This is a genomic window from Streptosporangium jomthongense (assembly GCF_042650425.1).
Classification (GTDB): Bacteria; Actinomycetota; Actinomycetes; order Streptosporangiales; family Streptosporangiaceae; genus Streptosporangium.
Map to the genome: position 1 here is coordinate 1 of NZ_JBHSBC010000041.1, position 16,248 is coordinate 16,248.

Annotated in this window: 15 protein-coding genes; 3 read left to right on the top strand and 12 right to left on the bottom strand. The window is 70.7% G+C overall.

The features are described 5' to 3' along the window. A partial coding sequence (locus tag ACFOYY_RS33600; RefSeq protein ID WP_386195118.1) for a condensation domain-containing protein occupies window positions 1-1,471 on the bottom strand: 1,471 nt, incomplete at its 3' end. Window positions 1,472-1,717: 246 nt separating this feature from the next. Between ACFOYY_RS33600 and ACFOYY_RS33605 the strand changes: the two genes are divergently transcribed. The 3 genes from ACFOYY_RS33605 to ACFOYY_RS33615 all read left to right on the top strand — a co-directional run bounded on the left by ACFOYY_RS33605 (window position 1,718) and on the right by ACFOYY_RS33615 (window position 5,384). Then, window positions 1,718-2,695: a hypothetical protein gene (locus ACFOYY_RS33605; RefSeq protein ID WP_352015724.1), complete on the top strand. Its 978-nt coding sequence runs from the start codon at window positions 1,718-1,720 to the stop codon at window positions 2,693-2,695. Window positions 2,696-2,844: 149 nt separating this feature from the next. Next, on the top strand, window positions 2,845-4,635 hold the full coding sequence (locus ACFOYY_RS33610; protein ID WP_386195121.1) for an ABC transporter permease: 1,791 nt from the start codon (window positions 2,845-2,847) through the stop codon (window positions 4,633-4,635). 20 nt (window positions 4,636-4,655) lie between these two features. Next, window positions 4,656-5,384: an ABC transporter ATP-binding protein gene (locus ACFOYY_RS33615; protein ID WP_352015725.1), complete on the top strand. Its 729-nt coding sequence runs from the start codon at window positions 4,656-4,658 to the stop codon at window positions 5,382-5,384. A gap of 124 nt (window positions 5,385-5,508) precedes the next feature. On the opposite strand, the gene ACFOYY_RS33620 is transcribed toward ACFOYY_RS33615, so the two are convergent. From ACFOYY_RS33620 to ACFOYY_RS33670, 11 genes are all read right to left on the bottom strand, one after another. Further along, window positions 5,509-7,278 (bottom strand): AMP-binding protein, encoded by a 1,770-nt coding sequence (locus tag ACFOYY_RS33620; protein ID WP_352015726.1) that lies wholly within the window; start codon window positions 7,276-7,278, stop codon window positions 5,509-5,511. A gap of 304 nt (window positions 7,279-7,582) precedes the next feature. Next, window positions 7,583-8,944, bottom strand: coding sequence for a condensation domain-containing protein (locus ACFOYY_RS33625; RefSeq protein WP_386195124.1), 1,362 nt, complete (start codon window positions 8,942-8,944; stop codon window positions 7,583-7,585). Further along, entirely contained in the window at window positions 8,944-9,189 is a 246-nt protein-coding gene (locus ACFOYY_RS33630) for an acyl carrier protein (protein ID WP_352015728.1), read from the bottom strand. The genes ACFOYY_RS33625 and ACFOYY_RS33630 overlap by 1 nt, the downstream gene beginning before the upstream one ends. A 12-nt stretch (window positions 9,190-9,201) precedes the next feature. After that, window positions 9,202-10,839, bottom strand: a complete 1,638-nt coding sequence (locus tag ACFOYY_RS33635; RefSeq protein ID WP_352015729.1) for an acyl-CoA dehydrogenase family protein — start codon at window positions 10,837-10,839, stop codon at window positions 9,202-9,204. Next, window positions 10,836-12,560: a fatty acyl-AMP ligase gene (locus ACFOYY_RS33640; protein WP_362772003.1), complete on the bottom strand. Its 1,725-nt coding sequence runs from the start codon at window positions 12,558-12,560 to the stop codon at window positions 10,836-10,838. The genes ACFOYY_RS33635 and ACFOYY_RS33640 overlap by 4 nt, the downstream gene beginning before the upstream one ends. Window positions 12,561-12,614: 54 nt before the next feature. Further along, entirely contained in the window at window positions 12,615-13,262 is a 648-nt protein-coding gene (locus tag ACFOYY_RS33645; RefSeq protein WP_386195126.1) for a 2-hydroxychromene-2-carboxylate isomerase, read from the bottom strand. Between the two features lie 22 nt (window positions 13,263-13,284). Continuing rightward, window positions 13,285-14,025 (bottom strand): 3-oxoacyl-[acyl-carrier-protein] reductase, encoded by a 741-nt coding sequence (gene fabG / locus ACFOYY_RS33650; protein WP_362771999.1) that lies wholly within the window; start codon window positions 14,023-14,025, stop codon window positions 13,285-13,287. Next, complete coding sequence (locus ACFOYY_RS33655; protein ID WP_386195129.1) at window positions 14,022-14,513, bottom strand: 3-hydroxyacyl-ACP dehydratase FabZ family protein; 492 nt, start codon at window positions 14,511-14,513, stop codon at window positions 14,022-14,024. The genes fabG and ACFOYY_RS33655 overlap by 4 nt, the downstream gene beginning before the upstream one ends. Further along, window positions 14,510-14,866, bottom strand: a complete 357-nt coding sequence (locus ACFOYY_RS33660; protein ID WP_362918299.1) for a 3-hydroxyacyl-ACP dehydratase FabZ family protein — start codon at window positions 14,864-14,866, stop codon at window positions 14,510-14,512. The genes ACFOYY_RS33655 and ACFOYY_RS33660 overlap by 4 nt, the downstream gene beginning before the upstream one ends. Continuing rightward, a complete protein-coding gene (locus ACFOYY_RS33665) occupies window positions 14,863-15,129 on the bottom strand; it encodes an acyl carrier protein (RefSeq protein WP_352015735.1) in 267 nt (88 codons plus the stop codon). Before ACFOYY_RS33665 ends, ACFOYY_RS33660 begins: the two co-directional genes overlap by 4 nt. Window positions 15,130-15,183: 54 nt before the next feature. Beyond that, the gene (locus ACFOYY_RS33670; protein ID WP_386195131.1) at window positions 15,184-16,248 is read right to left on the bottom strand and encodes a beta-ketoacyl synthase N-terminal-like domain-containing protein; all 1,065 of its coding nucleotides are present in this window, start codon (window positions 16,246-16,248) and stop codon (window positions 15,184-15,186) included.

Below are 16,248 nucleotides of genomic sequence, written 5' to 3' on the forward strand. Positions count from 1 at the left end.
ACACCTCATGCACACACCGCGAAACACCCCCCACCTCAGCGGTGGGCAGCACGACGGCGAGTTCGTCGGCGCCGAGCAGTTCCAGGTGTGAGACCCGCGCACCGGGGTCGTCGGCCACGCCGTCGAGCAGGCGGAGGAGGTGGCCACCCATCCGGGTCACCCGGGCCCGGTCGAACAGGTCGGGCACGTACTCGATCGTCGCGCTCAGCGAGCCGTCCGGCGCCTCCTTGACGAGGAGGGTGAGGTCGAAGCGCGACACACGGGAGCGGCCGGGCAGCGGGGCGACCTCAAGCCCGGTCCAGGCCGGTCCGTCCGAGGCCGGCTCGAAGGTGAAGGCGACCTGGAACAGCGGCGTGCGGGACAGGTCGCGCTCCGGCTGCAGTTCGTCCACCAGCTGGGCGAAGGGCACGTCCTGGTGGTCGAACGCCTCCAGCACCGTGTTCCTGACCTGGGCGAGCAGGTCGGCGAAGGCCGGGTCCCCCTCCCAGCGGGAGCGCACGACGAGGCTGTTGATGCAGTATCCGACGAGCCCCTGCAGCTCGGGCCGGGTGCGGCCGGAGACCATGGTGCCGACGGGGATGTCGTTCAGGCCGGTGTGACGCGACAGCAGCAGCTTGAAGGCGGTCAGCAGCACGGTGAAGAGAGTCGAGCCGTGCCGCCGGGCCACCTCCCGCAGCCGCTCGGCGAGCGGGGCCGGAATCTCGAACGTGTCGACGTCGCCGGTCCAGACCCTGGTGGCGGGCCGGGGGCGGTCGGTGGGCAGGTCGAGCGGGCGCAGGTCGGCGAGCCGCTCGCGCCAGTAGGCGAGCGAACGGTCGAAGGAGCGACCGCTCTCCCAGGCGGCGTAGTCGGCGTACTGCGTCTCAAGCGGTGCGAGCGGGGAGGGCGACCCCTCGGTGAAGGCGCTGTAGAGCTCGGCCAGTTCCCCGACGACGACGGCGAGGGACCACGCGTCACAGGCGATGTGGTGGAGCACCAGGACGAGCACGTGGTCGTCGTCGGCCAGCCGGAGCAGGCGGGCCCGCGCGGGCCACTCCGCGGCCAGGTCGAACGAGGTCGCCACCACGGCCCCCACGGCATCCAGCATCCCCTCCCCGTCCACGCCGTGCAGGTCGTCGACGGGCAGGCGCACGGCGTACGGCTCGTCGATCACCTGGGTCGGGTCCTCCCCGACGAGCACGTAACGGGTACGCAGGCTCTCGTGCCTGGCGATGACCTCCCGCCAGGCACGCTCCAGCGAGCCGTGGTCGAGCCGGCCGCGCAGCCGCAACGCCAGCGGAACCAGGTACTCCGGGCTGCCCGGGTCGAGGCGGTTGAGGAACCACATCTGCTGCTGCCCGGAGGAGAGCCCGATCGGCCCCTCTCGGTCGGCCCGGGGGATGCGGCCTCCCCGCGTCCCCTTCTTCTCGGCCAGACGCAACCGGATGAGCTCGTCCCGTCGCGCGCTGAAGTCCGACGCTTCCGTGCTCATGTCGCTCTCCTCCACCGGAATACAGGGGTCACGGAGAATCAGTGCCGTCCGCCCGGAAATGAAGCACCGGACACCGGCACGGCGGCCGATTCCACCGACGAGCGTTCCGTGCGCGACTATAGTTCTTCTATATTCAGCGGAAACATTGAAATCGGATCCTCCCGCAGGCAGCATTCACTCGCATATCGCCCGTTGAAAGGCAACAGCCCGGGCGCGGCCATACGGCGACCCATCGGGAGGACCAGCGTGGAGAATTTCCTTTTGACGGCGCAGGAACGGGCGCAGGTCGACAGGCTCGTCGACGACGTGCTGGCGGACTGGACGTCGTGGGATCCCCTGCGGTTCGCCGAGCAGGCGGGCTCCGTCGCGCACGGCCTGCCGCTGCGGCTGCGCCGGTTCCTGGCCGACGTGCGCGCGGCGGAGGCGGACGTGGCGCTCGTGTCCGGCCTGCCGGTCGACCCCGCTCTCGCGCCGACCCCGGCGGGCTGGGACATGGCCGCCAAGAACGGCGCGGGGCGGCGGGAGGAGCTCGTGCTGCTGCTGGTCGGAGCCGTGCTCGGCGAGCCGTTCGGCTGGGCCAACCAGCAGGACGGGCGCCTGGTGCACGACGTGGTCCCCACTCCGGGCATGGAGCGGTCGCTGACCAGCGCCAGCAGCACGGAGCCCCTGACGCTGCACACCGAGGACGTCTTCCACCCCTTCCGCTGCGACTACGTGTCGCTGTTCTGCCTGCGCAACCCCGACGAGGTGGGCACCACCATCACCCGGTTCGACGCGCTGGACTTCCCCGGTGAGCTGCGCGAGGCGCTGTCCGAGGAGTCCTTCAGGTTCTATCCGGACGACTCCCACACCGGGGAGATCCTCAACGTGGTCGACGGCGGCGGGCTCGCCGGCCGCCGCAGCACCGTCGGCCCGGTGGTCTTCGGTCCGGCCGAGCGTTCCTACCTGCGCTTCGACAGGGACTTCATGACGGCCGACCAGGAGGCCGGGCGGGCGGCGGAGGCGATCACGGTGATGCACGGCCTGCTCTGCGAGGCGGTGGAGAGAATCGTGCTGCGACCGGGGGAGGCGATATTCGTCGACAACTACCGGATCGTTCACGGCCGCGAGCCGTTCTCCGCCAGATACGATGGAAACGATCGCTGGCTCAAAAGGCTCAATCTGATTCGCGACGTGCGGCGCATATACGCCGGCAGTGGTGCACGATCCAGAATCATCACCTGACGGATCCGCCACCCCCTGGCGTCGACAATGGAGGTTCGCGAGTGATAAGCGTCGCACTGAGCACGCTTCGTGCACGATGGATCACATTCTCGGGAACCTTTCTCTCGCTTTCTCTCGGCGTCGGGATCATCGCCACCATCGCGTTGGTGATGAGTTCCGCCCTCGCGAATTACGAGCGGGCGCGCGCCGTCCTGACGGGGACCGTGGTGCTCCTGAGCGTCTCGGCGGGCGTGGCGGGGTTCGTCACCGTCTTCGTGGTGGCCTCCACGTTCGCCTTCGCGGTGATCCAGCGCACGCGCGAGCTGGCCCTGCTACGCCTGGTCGGGGCCACCCCGCGCCAGGTTCGCCGGATGATCCTGGCCGAGGCGCTGCTGCTCGGCACGGTCGCCTGCGTCGTCGGCTGCCTGCTCAGCCTGGCCGGTGCCCCGGCGCTGGCCGCCACGCTGGTGGCGGGGGACATCGCGCCGTCCTGGTTCCAGGTCGCCGTCTCGCCCGTGCCGCTCCTGCTCTCGTGCCTGATGGGTCTCGGGGTCGCGACGCTGGGCGTCTCGGCCGCCTCCCGCCGCGCGGCCACCGTACGGCCGACCGAGACTCTGCGCGAGTCCGCCATGGACACGCCGCTCTCACGCGGCCTCCGCTCGCCGCGCACGCTGTTCGGCCTGGGCTTCCTGGCCATCGCGATCATGGGGATGGCCGTCATCACGGTCGCCATGCCGGGCATATCCGGTGTTCCCGTGGTGTACCTCTGGGTGCTGCTGATGCCGATCGCGGCGGCCGCCCTGCTGGCCCCTGCCCTCATCCCTCCGGTGATCCGGCTGCTGACCTGGCCGTGGGCTCGCGGCGGCAGCGCGGTCGGCCTCCTGGTGCGGGAGAACGCCCTCACCATGGTCCGGCGCACGGCCGCGACGGCCATCCCGATCCTCCTCACCGTCGGGCTGTCGATCACCCTGCTCGGCGCGCTTGAGACGATCGGCCAGGCCCGGTCGGCCGAGACGGCCGCCCAGCTCCGCGCCGACCACGTGCTCGTTCCCGACGGCTCCACCGGTATCCGCCCGGAGGCGCTGGAGCGGGCACGCTCCGTCGCGGGTGCCCAGATCGCCGCGCTCACGCCGGTGACCGTCAGCGCGGCCGACGAGTTCGGCACCGTCGAGGAGTTGTCGGGCTACGCCACCGCTCCCGCCATGCTCGCCGCGACGACGGACCTCCCGGTGGTCGCCGGATCGCTGAAGAACCTGGGCCAGGACGCCATCGTGGTGACCGAGGACTGGGAGCGCCGCGTCGGCCAGCGCGTCGAGGTCACGCCGGCCGGCGGGAAGCCGGTCCGGCTGAAGGTCGCCGCGGTGCTGAGGAGCGGGATCGGCGGCGCCGACTTCTACCTGGACGCCTCCCACGCCGGACGGAGCACGCCGGAGGTGGCCTACGTGAAGACCTCCCCCGGTGGAGCCGGACCGTTGCGCGAGAAGACCGCCGGGCAGGGCGTGCAGGTGCTGACCAGGGCCGAATGGGTCGCCGTCTCCCGGAACAGCGACCAGGGCACCAGCGTGATCGGCATGATGGTGACGCTCGGCATCTCCGTGGTCTACAGCTGCATCTCGATCGTCAACACGATGGTGATGGCGGCGTCCGGCCGTAGACGGGATCTGGTCATGCTGCGCCTGGCCGGGGCCACCTCGCGGCAGGCGGTGCTCTCGCTGCTGGCCGAGTCGGTCCTGGTGGTGGCGGTCGGGACGGTGCTGGCCGTGGCGGCCTCCTCGCTCAACTTCGCCGGGCTGCTCAGCGCGCTGACCCAGCTGGAGCCCGCCGCCTCGCTGGCGATCCCGTGGGCGCCGGTGGGTGCGCTCACCGCCACCAGCGCCCTGCTCGCGGTGGCCGCCACCACCCTGACGGCCAGGGCGACCCTGAAAACCTCCGCCATCGGCCGCGCCGTGGCAGCCGAGTGACCACGAGAAAGGTGATTGCCATGGATCTGGCCGTCGATCTGCGGTCCGTGACCAAGGTGTACGGTTCCGGCGCGGCCCGGGTGACCGCGCTGGCCGATCTGAGCTTCTCCTTCCCCGCCGGCAGTTTCACCGCCGTGATGGGCCCGTCGGGGTCGGGTAAGTCCACGCTGCTGCAGTGCGCCGCGGGACTGGACCGGCCGGACTCGGGGCAGGTCATGCTCACCGACGTCGATCTGGCCACGCTGAACGAGGACCAGCTCACCCTGCTGCGCAGGGAGCGGATCGGCTTCGTGTTCCAGGCCTTCAACCTGATCAGCGCGCTGACCGCGGCGCAGAACGTACGGCTTCCGCTGCTGCTCGGCGGGCGCACCCCCAGCGACGCGGAGGTCGACTGGGCCCTGACCTCGGTCGGACTCGCCGAGCGCGCCGCGCACCGGCCCGGGGAGTTGTCCGGCGGCCAGCAGCAACGGGTCGCGATCGCCCGCGCGCTGATCACCAAGCCCGACGTGCTGTTCGCCGACGAACCCACCGGCGCGCTGGACACCAGCAGCGGCCGGGAGGTGCTCGAACTGCTGCGTGGCGTGGTGGACCAGCACCACCGCACGGTGATCATGGTGACGCACGACCCCGTCGCCGCCTCCTACGCCGACGTCGTGATGTTCCTGGCCGACGGGCGGGTGGTCGACGTGATGCGTGATCCCGCCGCCGACCGGATCGCCACCCGCATGACCAATCTGGAGCGCCGGTGACGTCCCGCCACGGAGGGCGGCGGATGGATCGGCCGCTCTCCGACGGCGGGCGACGGCGCCTCGGCCCGTCGGCCCTCCTGACCCCGCTCGCCGGCTGTCCGGTTGTCCGGAGCCGTCCGCGCGGTCAGGTCAGAGCCGAGCCCTCCGCCTCGCGGGTCCCGGGAAGGGCCGCGACCTCCTCGAAGAAGAACTCCCTGGCGACATCGGCGTAGACGATGTCCAGCGCGTTGGCGACGAACAGCTCCCTCGTCAGCTGCCGGTTGACCTCCCCGTCCGGCATCACCTGCACCTGCCCCGGTTTGACGAGCACCACCTTTGTGCGGTGGACACCGAAACGCAGCGCGAGAATGTCCCGCACCTCGCGGATCAGCGGCGACGAGCCCTCGTCCGTTTCCGCGCGGGCCGGTTGCGCGACCACGATGATCTCGTCGCGGTCCGCCGGCGCCGGGAAGGCGCTGCAGGCCACGATGGAGCCGCCGCCGACGATCGCGCGCTCCACCCTGCCGAGGTCGAGGTAGCGGCCGCCGTACCTCGACACATCCCGCATCAGCCCCGTCACGTACAGCTCGCCGCGGACGATCGCCCCCAGGTTCCCGCTCCGCACGAAGCCTTTCTCCCCGTCCGCGGTGACCTGGTCGAACCGTTCCCCGGTGAGACGTTCCTTGCGCCAGTAACCTGGCACGACGCGCGGTCCGCGCACCCAGATCTCGCCGATCCTGCCTTCGGGAAGCGCGCCGGCGGTGACCGGGTCGACGATCCGCAGGTCGGGCTCGGGGACCACGCCGAGGCCCAGCAGCCGCGGTCCCTGCGTGTCCGAGGTGGGGATGAGGAGATTCCTGTCGAGCGCCCGGGAGTCGAAGCACCTGGCCTCGACCGCCCCTCCGGGGGCGCCGACGGCGGTCAGCAGGGTGGCCTCCGCCAGGCCGTACGAGGTTCGCAGCGCCTCGGCACGCAGGCCCGCGGTGCGCAGGCGCTCGGCGAAGAGCTCGACGGTGCGCGCCTCGGCCGGGGAGGCGCCCGTCATCTCCACCAGCAGCGCGTGCCGCCACCGTGACAGGTCCAGCCCCGCGAGCTGGTCGTCGGTGATCTCGCTGACGCACAGTCCGTAGCCGAAGGTGGGTGAGACGCTGAACCTCACGTCGTGCCGGTCGATCAGCCGCAACCACCTGATCGGGTCGGCGCAGAAGGTCTCGGGGGGCATCAGCACCGCGGTGCCGCCGCTGATCAGCGGTGCCAGGAGCAGGGCGATCAGGCCCATCGAGTGGTGCAGGGGCAGCCAGCCGCCGGAGCGCACACCGGAGCCGAGCCCGTAGGCCGCGGCGATCAGGGCGCAGTTGTGCAGGACGTTGGCGTGCGAGACCGTGATGCCGATCGGGCCGCCTCCGGGGCCGACGGTGTACTGCAGCAGCGCCTGGTCCTCGCCCTTCCTGAGCGGCTCCACCCAGTCCGAGGCGTCCTCGAACTCGATGACGTCGGTGGCGACGCACTCGTGGATGCCGAGATCGTCGTGGGTCAGCCAGACGTACACCTCGTCGGAGTGCGCGGCGTCGGTCAGGACCAGGCACGCCTCGGCGTCGAGCGCGATCCCGGTGATCGTGCTGAGGTGGTGGTCGGTCCGGCCGGGAAGCGGTACGGGCACGGGGACGACGTCCGCGTAGAGGCACGCCAGCAGGCTCCTGGTGAACTCGATCCCCGTCGGATAGCACAGCAGGACCCGGTCCCCGGGCCGGCACACGCTCTGTAACCAGGCCGCCAGTGACGTGGCCAGCAGATGCAGTTCGAGGTAGCCGATGTGGTGCTCGCGGCCGTCTCCGTCCTCCAGGACAACGGCGTTCTGACAGGGCCTTTCTTCCACCTGCTCCACGATGGCGTCGAAAATCGATTCATTTCGCACGCGGACTCCTCCGGCTACCTTCCAGACATACCAGCAGGTAATATATTTCGGTCATGACCTGGAATCTTGGACGCCGAAGTCAAACGTCAAGCAGACACATGTTTCCGAAACTTAACGCAATCACATATGAGCCGGGCTCAGATTTTCCCGAACTATATTCCGGTAATAAGTCAGGGCCCTTATATTACCATTGTGCAGCGTGACTGGAAATGGGCATCCGTTAAAGTCCACCGATCGCCCACCCGGCCGCCACCAGGCCGGGGAGGCAGTTGAATTCATTAATGACGGCCTGCCTCCGGGGGTCTTATGCCGTGCCCAGCGCGAGCAGAAGCCGCGCCTCACTTTCGTCCACCAGCGAGAGACGGCCGACGGGAAGGTTTGGAACGTTTGATTCCACCGCCCGGCGGAAGTGCGCGGCGAATCGTTCGACCGTCGGGGCGTCGAACAGGTCGGTGTCGTATTTGACGACCGCCGTGAAAACGGAGGCCGCCTTACGAACATCCACCGTCAGATCGAACTGACCTTCCATCTGGGATACGTCGTAGGCGGCCAGCCGCAGGCCGCGGAAGGTCGTCTCCGGCCCCTCGACCGAACCGTCGACGGCCAGCGGGAGCGCGGGGTCCATCGCGTCCATCGACAGCAGGTTGACCGCGACGTGGAACAGCGGCGCCCGGTTCGGCGACAGGTCGCCGATGAGCGCGGAGGGCAGCGCGGCGTTCGCCATGGCGCGGACCATCCCCTGGTGCGCCGCGACCGCCGCCTGTCCGAACGTCGTCTCCGGGGTGAGGTTCGCCCGGATCGGGAGCGTGTTGGCGAAGTAACCGACCACGTTGCGCATGCCGCCGCCGAAACGTGTGCTGGCGGGGCAGCCGACGAGGAAGTCGCCGGTTCCGACGTACCGGTGGAGCACCGCCTGCAGCGCCGCGAACACCGTGGCGAACGGCGTGACCCCCGCCGCGCGCGAGTCCTCGATCAGCCGCGCGCCCGTCCGTTCGGAGAACGACACGACGGTCGCCGCCCCCCGCAACGACGGCCTGGCCGGGCGCGGGCGGTCGGTGGGCAGCCGCGCCGCGGTCGCCCCTGCGCACACCTCACGCCAGTGACGCTCCAGACGCGGTCTTCTGGGAGAGGCCAGCAGGTCCTGTTCGGCGCGCACGTAGTCGTCGAACGTGCGGGTGAGCTCCGGCCAGCCGGGGTCGTCCCCTTCCTCGTAGGCCCACAGCAGGTCACGCAGGACCAGCCACTGGGACATCGCGTCGCTCACGATGTGGTGCGCCACGAGCATCAGCACGGCGTCGTCCGGGGTCCGGCGCACCAGCGTGACGCGGAAGGCCCCGGTCCGGCCCAGGTCGAACGGGGCCTTGCCGGCCCGCGTCACCCGCTCGTGGAGCACCTCCTCCTCCACCGGGCCCACGTCGATCACCGTCAGCGGCGACGGCAGGTCCGCGACCTCCCGGTACGGCACCCCGTCGACCTCGGCGAACACCGAGCGAAGCATCTCGTGCCTGGCCACGACGGCGTCCGTCGCACGGCGCAGGCGCGCCACGTCCAGCGGGCCGCGGACGCGGACCGCCACCATCATCGTGTAGGCGGTGCTGCCGGGGGCGAGCCGCTGCAGGAACCACATCGCCTGCTGGCCGACCGAAAGCTCGCGGAGGCCGTCCATCAGATGGTCACGACCACATCGTGCAGGTAACCGGTCAGCGCGTTGACCGTGGGATGGTCCCAGGCGACCGTCGGCTCGACGAAGACCCCGAACTCGTCCTCGATGTCACCGCTGAGGCTCATCGCGAAGACCGAGTCGAGCCCGATCTCGACGAGCTCGACATCGGGGTCGATCTCCTCGGGATCGCGCTCCACGTAGAAGGCGACGCGCTCGCGTAACCACATGCGAATGGTGTCAGGCGACATAGATGGCAGCTCCTAATGAGTCGATCGGTACGCCAGCAGCGAGAGCGGCCGCCTGTCGTCGAGCCGTTCCCGCAGGACGGGCAGCAGCCGGTCCACGGCCTCGTCCCTCCCGCCCAGCACGCGGGCCAGGCACACCCGCAGCCACAGCGTGTCCAGGCCGTTGTCGGCCCACATCCGCAGGCAGGCCGCCGCGGCGTAACCCGCCGCGTATCTCCTGGCCAGGTCGAACATCTCCGGCGGGACGTCCCGGGCGACCGGACGGCAGCGGGCGAGCTCGGCGTGCAGCCCGTCCGCGTAGCGGCGCAGCCTGCCCAGGTGTTCCGGGGCCGCGTCCATCGCGGCGCCGGTGCGCGCGGGCAGGTCCTGCACCAGGCTGCAGCCGCCGCGAGACAGCAGGCTCAGCCTGTCCGGCTCGAACGCGGGCACCGCCAGGTCGAGCCCGGCCGCGACGTCCAGGCCGTCGTGGTCGACCCGTTCCCGCCGGTATCCCCGCACCAGGCCGGAGAACTGGTTGACCACCGCGTTGAGGTTGACGAGCGTGTTGCCGTCGAAGATGCCGACGATCCGGTGGTCCCGCTGAAGCTTCTGGAAGGGTCCGTCGGTCAGCAGGGCTCGCGCGCCGAGCACCTTGGCCAGCCGGTTGACGGCACGGTCGACGATCGTGGGCACGTAGTACTTGACGACCGCGGAGATCACACTCTGCTCCGCGGTCAGCGTGTGGATCGCCCGCGTCGACACCAGGGTCATCGCCTCGGCGACCATCAGGTCCGCGTAGGACTCCGCCAGCACACGCGCGGTCTGCGGCAGCTCGATCAGCGGGCGGCCGAACATCCGGTGCCGCTCGGCGAAACCGGCGACGAAACGTAGCGCGTGCTCGCCCATCCCCAGCGACATCCCCCCGCACAGCGTGCGGGTGATCTGCAGTCCCTTCAGCAGGATCTCCAGCCCGGCGCCCGGTTCTCCGATCATCGCGTCCGCGGGGACCTCCGCCCCGGTGAAGTGGATGCCGCTGATGTCGGCGCCCCGTACCCCGTGGGTCCTGACCTTGGGCAGGTGGTGGTAGCCGCCGGAGGGCAGACGGTGCTTGTCGACGAGGAAGAGGCTGTGGCAGCGTGCCTCGCTCCGGGGACTGGTCCTGGCCAGCACGCAGACCAGATCGCCGCGGGTGGCGTTGTTGATCAGCCACTTCTCGCCGTCGATCCGGTACCCGGCGCCGCTCGGGGTGGCCGAGACCCGCCCCGCCAGCACGTCGCTGCCGTGGTCGCGCTCGGTGAGCGCCAGGGAGACCACCTCGCCGCGCAGTACCCGCCGGGCCAGGCCCTCCGCCTGGCCGGGCGTGCCCGCGACCCAGGTGGCGACCGAGCCGAGGTAGGTCTTGCAGTGGGCCAGGGCGACGGTGAAGTCACGCCGGGACAGCGTCCGGATCACCTGGAGCAGGTTCTCGTAGGTGTCCAGGTCACCGCCGTGTTCGACGGGCACGTAGAACCGTGGCAGGCCCAGCTTGTCCAGGTGCGCGCAGATGTCCTCGGGGAACTCCTCGCGCCCGTCCAGCTCCAGGCAGCGGGAGACGGAGAAGACGTTCCCCTCGTCGGCGGGGTCGCCGAGCGCGTCCTCGATGCGCTCGGCCAGCGCGAACGGCCGGTAGGTCATGACACGCCACCGCGGTGGTGGCCGATCACTCCCGCGGACAGGTCCTCGTGGCGCGCGTCGAGCCTCCCCGAGACGAACAGCTCGCGCGCCGTACCCCGCCGGATCTTGCCGCTGGTGGTCTTGGGGATGGTGCCCGGGCGGACGAACGAGACGTTGGCCACCGTCACCCCGAGCCGCCGGCCCAGCGCCGACCTGATCTCGCCGGCCAGCCGGGTCAGCGTCTCCTCCGTCACAGCGCGGGTCCTGATCTCCTGCACGATCACGATCTCCTCGTGTGGCACGGTGACGGAGAACACGCAGGACGGCAGGTTCTCCATGGCCGGGACCAGGCCGGCCACCGCCCGCTCGATGTCGTGCGGATAGAGGTTGCGCCCGTTGACGATGACCATGTCCTTGATCCGGCCGGTGACGTACAGCTCGCCGTCGGCGAGCACGCCCAGGTCACCGGTGCGCAGGAAGCCGCTCTCCCCGGATCCGGTCGTCGCGCCGAAACAGTGCCGCGTCTCCTCCTCCTTGCGCCAGTACCCGGACGCGACGCCGTCACCGCGGACCCAGATCTCGCCGACCCGCCCGTCTGGAAGCTCCGCGTGGGTGTCCGGATCCACGATGCGCACATCCATCACCCCCGGGCGGCCGCAGCTGACCAGCGGCCTGCCCGCGTCGTCGGGCAGCAGCGTGTCACGGGCGAGCGCGCCGGGGTCGGCCCTGGTCACGACCGGTGGGCGCCCGGAAGCGGTGCCGGAGATGAACAGCGTGGCCTCGGCCATGCCGTACCCGGCCGTCAGGGCCTCCGGTTTCAGACCGGCCACCGCGAAGCGGTCGGCGAACCTGGCCAGGGTGCCGGCGTCGATGGGTTCCGCGCCGTTGCACGCGTGCCGCCAGCTCGACAGGTCCATGCCGCGCACCTGCTGGTCGGTGACCCGGCGGGCGCACAGGTCGTAGGCGAAGTTGGGGGCGGCGCTCACCTCCGCGCCGTACTTGCCGATCAGGTCGAGCCAGACCCACGGACGGCGCAGGAAGTCGGTGGGCGACATGAGCACCGTGGTCCCGCCGAGGTACAGCGGGAGCAGGATCATCGCCACCAGGCCCATGTCGTGGTAGACGGGCAGCCAGCTGCAAAAGCGCGGGCCCTCGGTGAGGTCGAGCAGCCGGCTGCCCACCAGGATGTTGTCCACGAGGTCTCCGTGCCTGACCATCACGCCCTTGGCCTCGCTGGTCGAGCCTGAGGTGTACTGCAGGAACGCCAGCGCGTCCCGGGAGAGCTCGGCTCGCCGCCCCGGCTCACCGCGCCCCACGACGGCGACCTCGACGCCCAGCCCGCTGTGGCTGATCCAGGCGGACACCGCCTCGGCACGGTCGGCGTCGGTCAGCACGAGAGCCGGTTCCGCGTCACGGCAGACCGCCGTGACGCGGTCGTACTGCCGCCGGTAGGTGTCGGGTACGGGGACGGGTACGGCGACCGCGCCCGCGTGCAGGCATCCCAGGAACGCCGTGACGAAGCCCAGGCCGGAGGGGTAGGACAGCAGCACCCGCTCTCCCGGTGTGACCTTCGTGGCCAACCAGGCGCCCACGGACCGCGCGGCCAGATCGAGGCTCCGGTACGTGTGCACCTCCTCCTCGCCGCCGTCGCGGCAGAACACCAGCGCGCGCCGGTCGGGAAAGCGCTCGGCGTTGTCGCCCAGCCGGGCCATGAAGCCCTCGAATCCCGTCACCCCGTTCATCCCGCTCACCTCTCCTGCATGCTCCGCCGGAGCCCTATACTCCGGCCATACTGTTCAGCCACAGCCGCCGGCGTGTTCCTCGGCCGGGTTGAGGGAGGCGGCGGGCCGCAGCCCGAGCGAGCCCGCGAAGGCGTCCAGCCTGTCGACTCCCCAGTACTTGTCGTAGCGACGGACGAAGAACGGGACTCCGAACACGCCGTCGCGGTAGGCGGACAGCAGCGCCTGTACGGCCTGCTCGCGAACCGGGAGCCGGTCCGCGGCCTCCGCCAGTTCGCCGGCCGGCAGGTCGAGCGCGGTGGCGATCTCCGCGACCACCTCGGGGGCGCAGATGTCGAGCCCCCGCTCCCAGCGCATCTCCGAGGCCAGCATGACGAACTCCCGGCCCCGGCCCTTGTCCGCGGCCACCAGGTAGGCCAGGTGCGGCACCTCCCAGCGCGGCTCCCGGTCCAGCGGCCAGCGCGTCCGCAGTCCCCTGTCACGGGCGAGCCTGCGCACGTCCTGCAGGATGTACAGGTGCTTGGCCTTGGGCATGGTCGCGTAGCCGAACTCACCACCGGCCTCGGTCAGTTCCCTGAGCATGGACTCCTCCGGGTCCCAGAACGGAATCCATTCGAGCCGTTCGGCCAGGCCGGGGTAGTCGTTCAGCAGGTCGTGCAGTGCCAGCCAGGAGTACGGACTCCGCAGGCTGAAGTAGAACCTCACCCTCGCTCCCTTCCCGAACCCCTCACAGGGCGATGCCTCCGTCGACGCGGATCACCTGGCCGGTGATGTAGGCGGCACGGCCGGAGGCGAGGAAGGAGACCAGGTCGGCGACCTCGCCGGGCGTGCCGAAACGGGCCAGGGAGATCCGTTCGCCCATCTGCTGGACGACCTTCTCGGACAGGCCGGCGGTCATGTCGGTCTCGACGAATCCGGGCGCCACCACGTTCGCGGTGATCCCGTAACGGCCGACCTCCTTGGCCAGCGCCTTGGTGAAGCCGATGATGCCCGCCTTGGAGGCGGAGTAGTTGGTCTGGCCGGAGTTCCCCGCGACGCCGGCCACCGACGACAGCGTGACGACCGCGCCCCGCTTGCGTTTCATCATCCGGAAGATCGCGGCCCGCACCACGTTGTGCGTACCGCCGAGGTTGACGGTGAGCACCCGGTCCCAGTCCTCATCCGTCAGCAGCGCCAGCGGCCTGTCCCTGGTGATCCCCGCGGAGGTGACCACGGCGTGCACCGGGCCGAACTCCTCCTCGACGTCGCCGACGAACGCGCGCACCTGGGAGCGGTCGGTCACGTCCACCTGACGGGCCAGCACCCCCGCTCCCGCCTCGACCGCCTCCTTCGCCACCTCGTCCGCGGCCTCGGCGTTGGACTGGTAGCAGAAAGCCACGTCGTAGCCGTCGGCGGCGAGCCTGGTCACCACGGCCCTGCCGATGCCCCGCGATCCGCCGGTGACCAGCGCGACCGGACGGCCGGTCACGACGCGCCTCCCACCGGTGCCGCCTGACGCAGGACCTCGGCCGGCCGCAGCGACACCACCGCGCCGGCCTCGTGCACCACCTCGGAGCCGACCAGGGTCTCCCCCTCCACGATCGAGCTGTCCTCGACCTGGCGGACCAGGCGCACCCGGTGTGAGAGCACCTCGCCGGGCAGTACGGGGCGCAGGAAGCGCACGTTCTTCATCACCCCGCCGAGCACGACCTTGCCGGACAGCACGTCCGGGTTGGGCTGCTCCCACAGGACGAGCAGCGAGGCGGCCTGCGCCCACGACTCCAGGAGCAGCAACGACGGGTAGTGGTGGCCCCTGGGGCCCGCGTCGGCGCCGACGCGCCGGTAGTACGGCTCGTTGCAGGTGACCGCCTTGATCGCGGTCAGGCTCCGGCCCGGTGAGACCTCGGTGACCCGGTCGAGCAGCAGGATCGGGTACCGGTGCGGAATGAACCGTTTGATCTCGTCTACCCCGATCACGCCGCCTCCCGGTACCGCAGCCGGAGCCGGGCGGACTCGCCGCGCTCGGTGCCGACCACCACGGTGTAGTCGCCGTCGCGTGGCGTGGCCCGCACGGTGAGCTCGTCCCCTGGAAGCACCGGGCTGAGGAAGCGGGCGCTCACGATCTCGCTCAGCGTCAGGTCCGCGCCGAACGACGCGCGCAGGGCGCGGTCGACGAACTCCAGCATGCCGACGGCCGGGAACACGGGGAAGCCGGGGTAGTGGCCGGCGAACATCGGCTCGTCCGGATCGACGACCACCGTGGCGGTGATCGTGTCCCCATCGGCACCGACCCGTACGGCCGATGTCGTGAGCGCGGCGGGCCGGCTCACCCGGCGGCCTTTCGCAGCAACTCTCCCAGCAGGGCGTACGTGCTCTCCAAGGTGGTCACTCCGGCGACCTCGGATTCGTCGATTCTCACCTGGTACTTCTTCTCCAGGTTGACCGTGATCTCCAGCGCCATCAGCGAGTCCACCCCGAGATCCTCGACGAAGTGCGCCTCGTCGGTGACCTCGGCCACGTCGACGTCGAGCGTCGCCGCGATCAGCGTGCGCAGCTCTTCCTTGTCCACCGCGGTGATGATCTGTTCGGTCATGTTCCGTTCCTCTCATAAGCACGGGATCAGGCGGCTCCGAACCGGAGCCGCAGGTCACGGGCAGGGTTCCAGGCGCAGCGCCGTGCAACCGACAACGCCGCCACAGTCAACGGACGTCACCAGGGCGAGGCTCCCGGCCGGCTCGTCCCGCCCGGCGGCCAGCGTGGCGGCGAGCTGGAACGCCGCGGACGCGGCGGCCGTGTCGCCGAGTGCCTCCCGGCAGCGCAGCCGTACGGCGGCGCCCCCGATCGCGTCGGTGACGCCCGCGCTCTCCTGCTCGCCGAGCGTTCCCGTCGTCTCCGAGGTGGCCACCATGCGCACGTCGGCGGGGTCGAGATCGCAACGCGTCAGCAGTCCCGTGACGCACTCCGACAGCCGCCGCCCCGCCTCCTCCTGGTGGCCGAACGCGGCGAACCGCGACCCGAGCACGGTGGCCAGCGGGGTCCGCCCGGATCGGACGGCGTTCTCCCGGGACTCCAGCAGGAAGATCGCGCAGCCCTCGCCCAGCGGCTCGCTCCGCTGACCGGAGTGCCACGCCAGCCAGCCCCGGTGTTCGGAGAACTCCTCGACCGCGCCGCACAGGATCGTCTCGCATCGGCCCCGCCGCAGCAGTCTGGAGGCGTAGTTGAGGGCGAGCAGGCCGGTGACGGCTCCACCGGCGACGGTGGCGTTCGGCCCCTTCAGTCCGTACCAGATGGCGCTCTGCCCGGCGGCACGGTTCATCACCGTGTTGGGGAAGCGGGCCGGGTCGACGTCGTACGGCCGCTCACCGACCATCGAGTCCCTGGTGAAGTCGACGATGCTCTGGACGCTCCCCGACCCGGTGCCGAGCACGAGCCCGACGCGCTCGGGGTGGTCGCCGGGCCCGCCGCCGTACTCCTCCAGCAGCATGCCGACACCTGTCACCGCGATGCCGGTCGCCCGGTCCATCCCCCGGGTGCTCTTTCCGCCGAGTTTGGGGGGAATGTCAAAGCCGGGGATGACATACGCCCGGTCGAACGGCCCGCCGTCCGTGACGGGCGACGGCTGCCGTCCCGTGCCGATTCCGGCCGCGAACGGACCGGCCCCGAGTCCGAACGGCGAGGCCACGGACCACCCCGACATGACCAACTCATCCAT

Excerpts from the sequence above, each read along its gene's own strand:
- ACFOYY_RS33610 (WP_386195121.1), top strand. The coding sequence starts at position 2,845 with ATGAGTTCCGCCCTCGCGAATTACGAGCGGGCGCGCGCCGTCCTGACG.
- ACFOYY_RS33670 (WP_386195131.1), bottom strand. The coding sequence starts at position 16,248 with ATGGATGAGTTGGTCATGTCGGGGTGGTCCGTGGCCTCGCCGTTCGGA.
- ACFOYY_RS33640 (WP_362772003.1), bottom strand. The coding sequence starts at position 12,560 with ATGAACGGGGTGACGGGATTCGAGGGCTTCATGGCCCGGCTGGGCGAC.
- ACFOYY_RS33630 (WP_352015728.1), bottom strand. The coding sequence starts at position 9,189 with ATGTCGCCTGACACCATTCGCATGTGGTTACGCGAGCGCGTCGCCTTC.
- ACFOYY_RS33635 (WP_352015729.1), bottom strand. The coding sequence starts at position 10,839 with ATGACCTACCGGCCGTTCGCGCTGGCCGAGCGCATCGAGGACGCGCTC.
- ACFOYY_RS33615 (WP_352015725.1), top strand. The coding sequence starts at position 4,656 with ATGGATCTGGCCGTCGATCTGCGGTCCGTGACCAAGGTGTACGGTTCC.
- ACFOYY_RS33665 (WP_352015735.1), bottom strand. The coding sequence starts at position 15,129 with ATGACCGAACAGATCATCACCGCGGTGGACAAGGAAGAGCTGCGCACG.
- ACFOYY_RS33625 (WP_386195124.1), bottom strand. The coding sequence starts at position 8,944 with ATGGACGGCCTCCGCGAGCTTTCGGTCGGCCAGCAGGCGATGTGGTTC.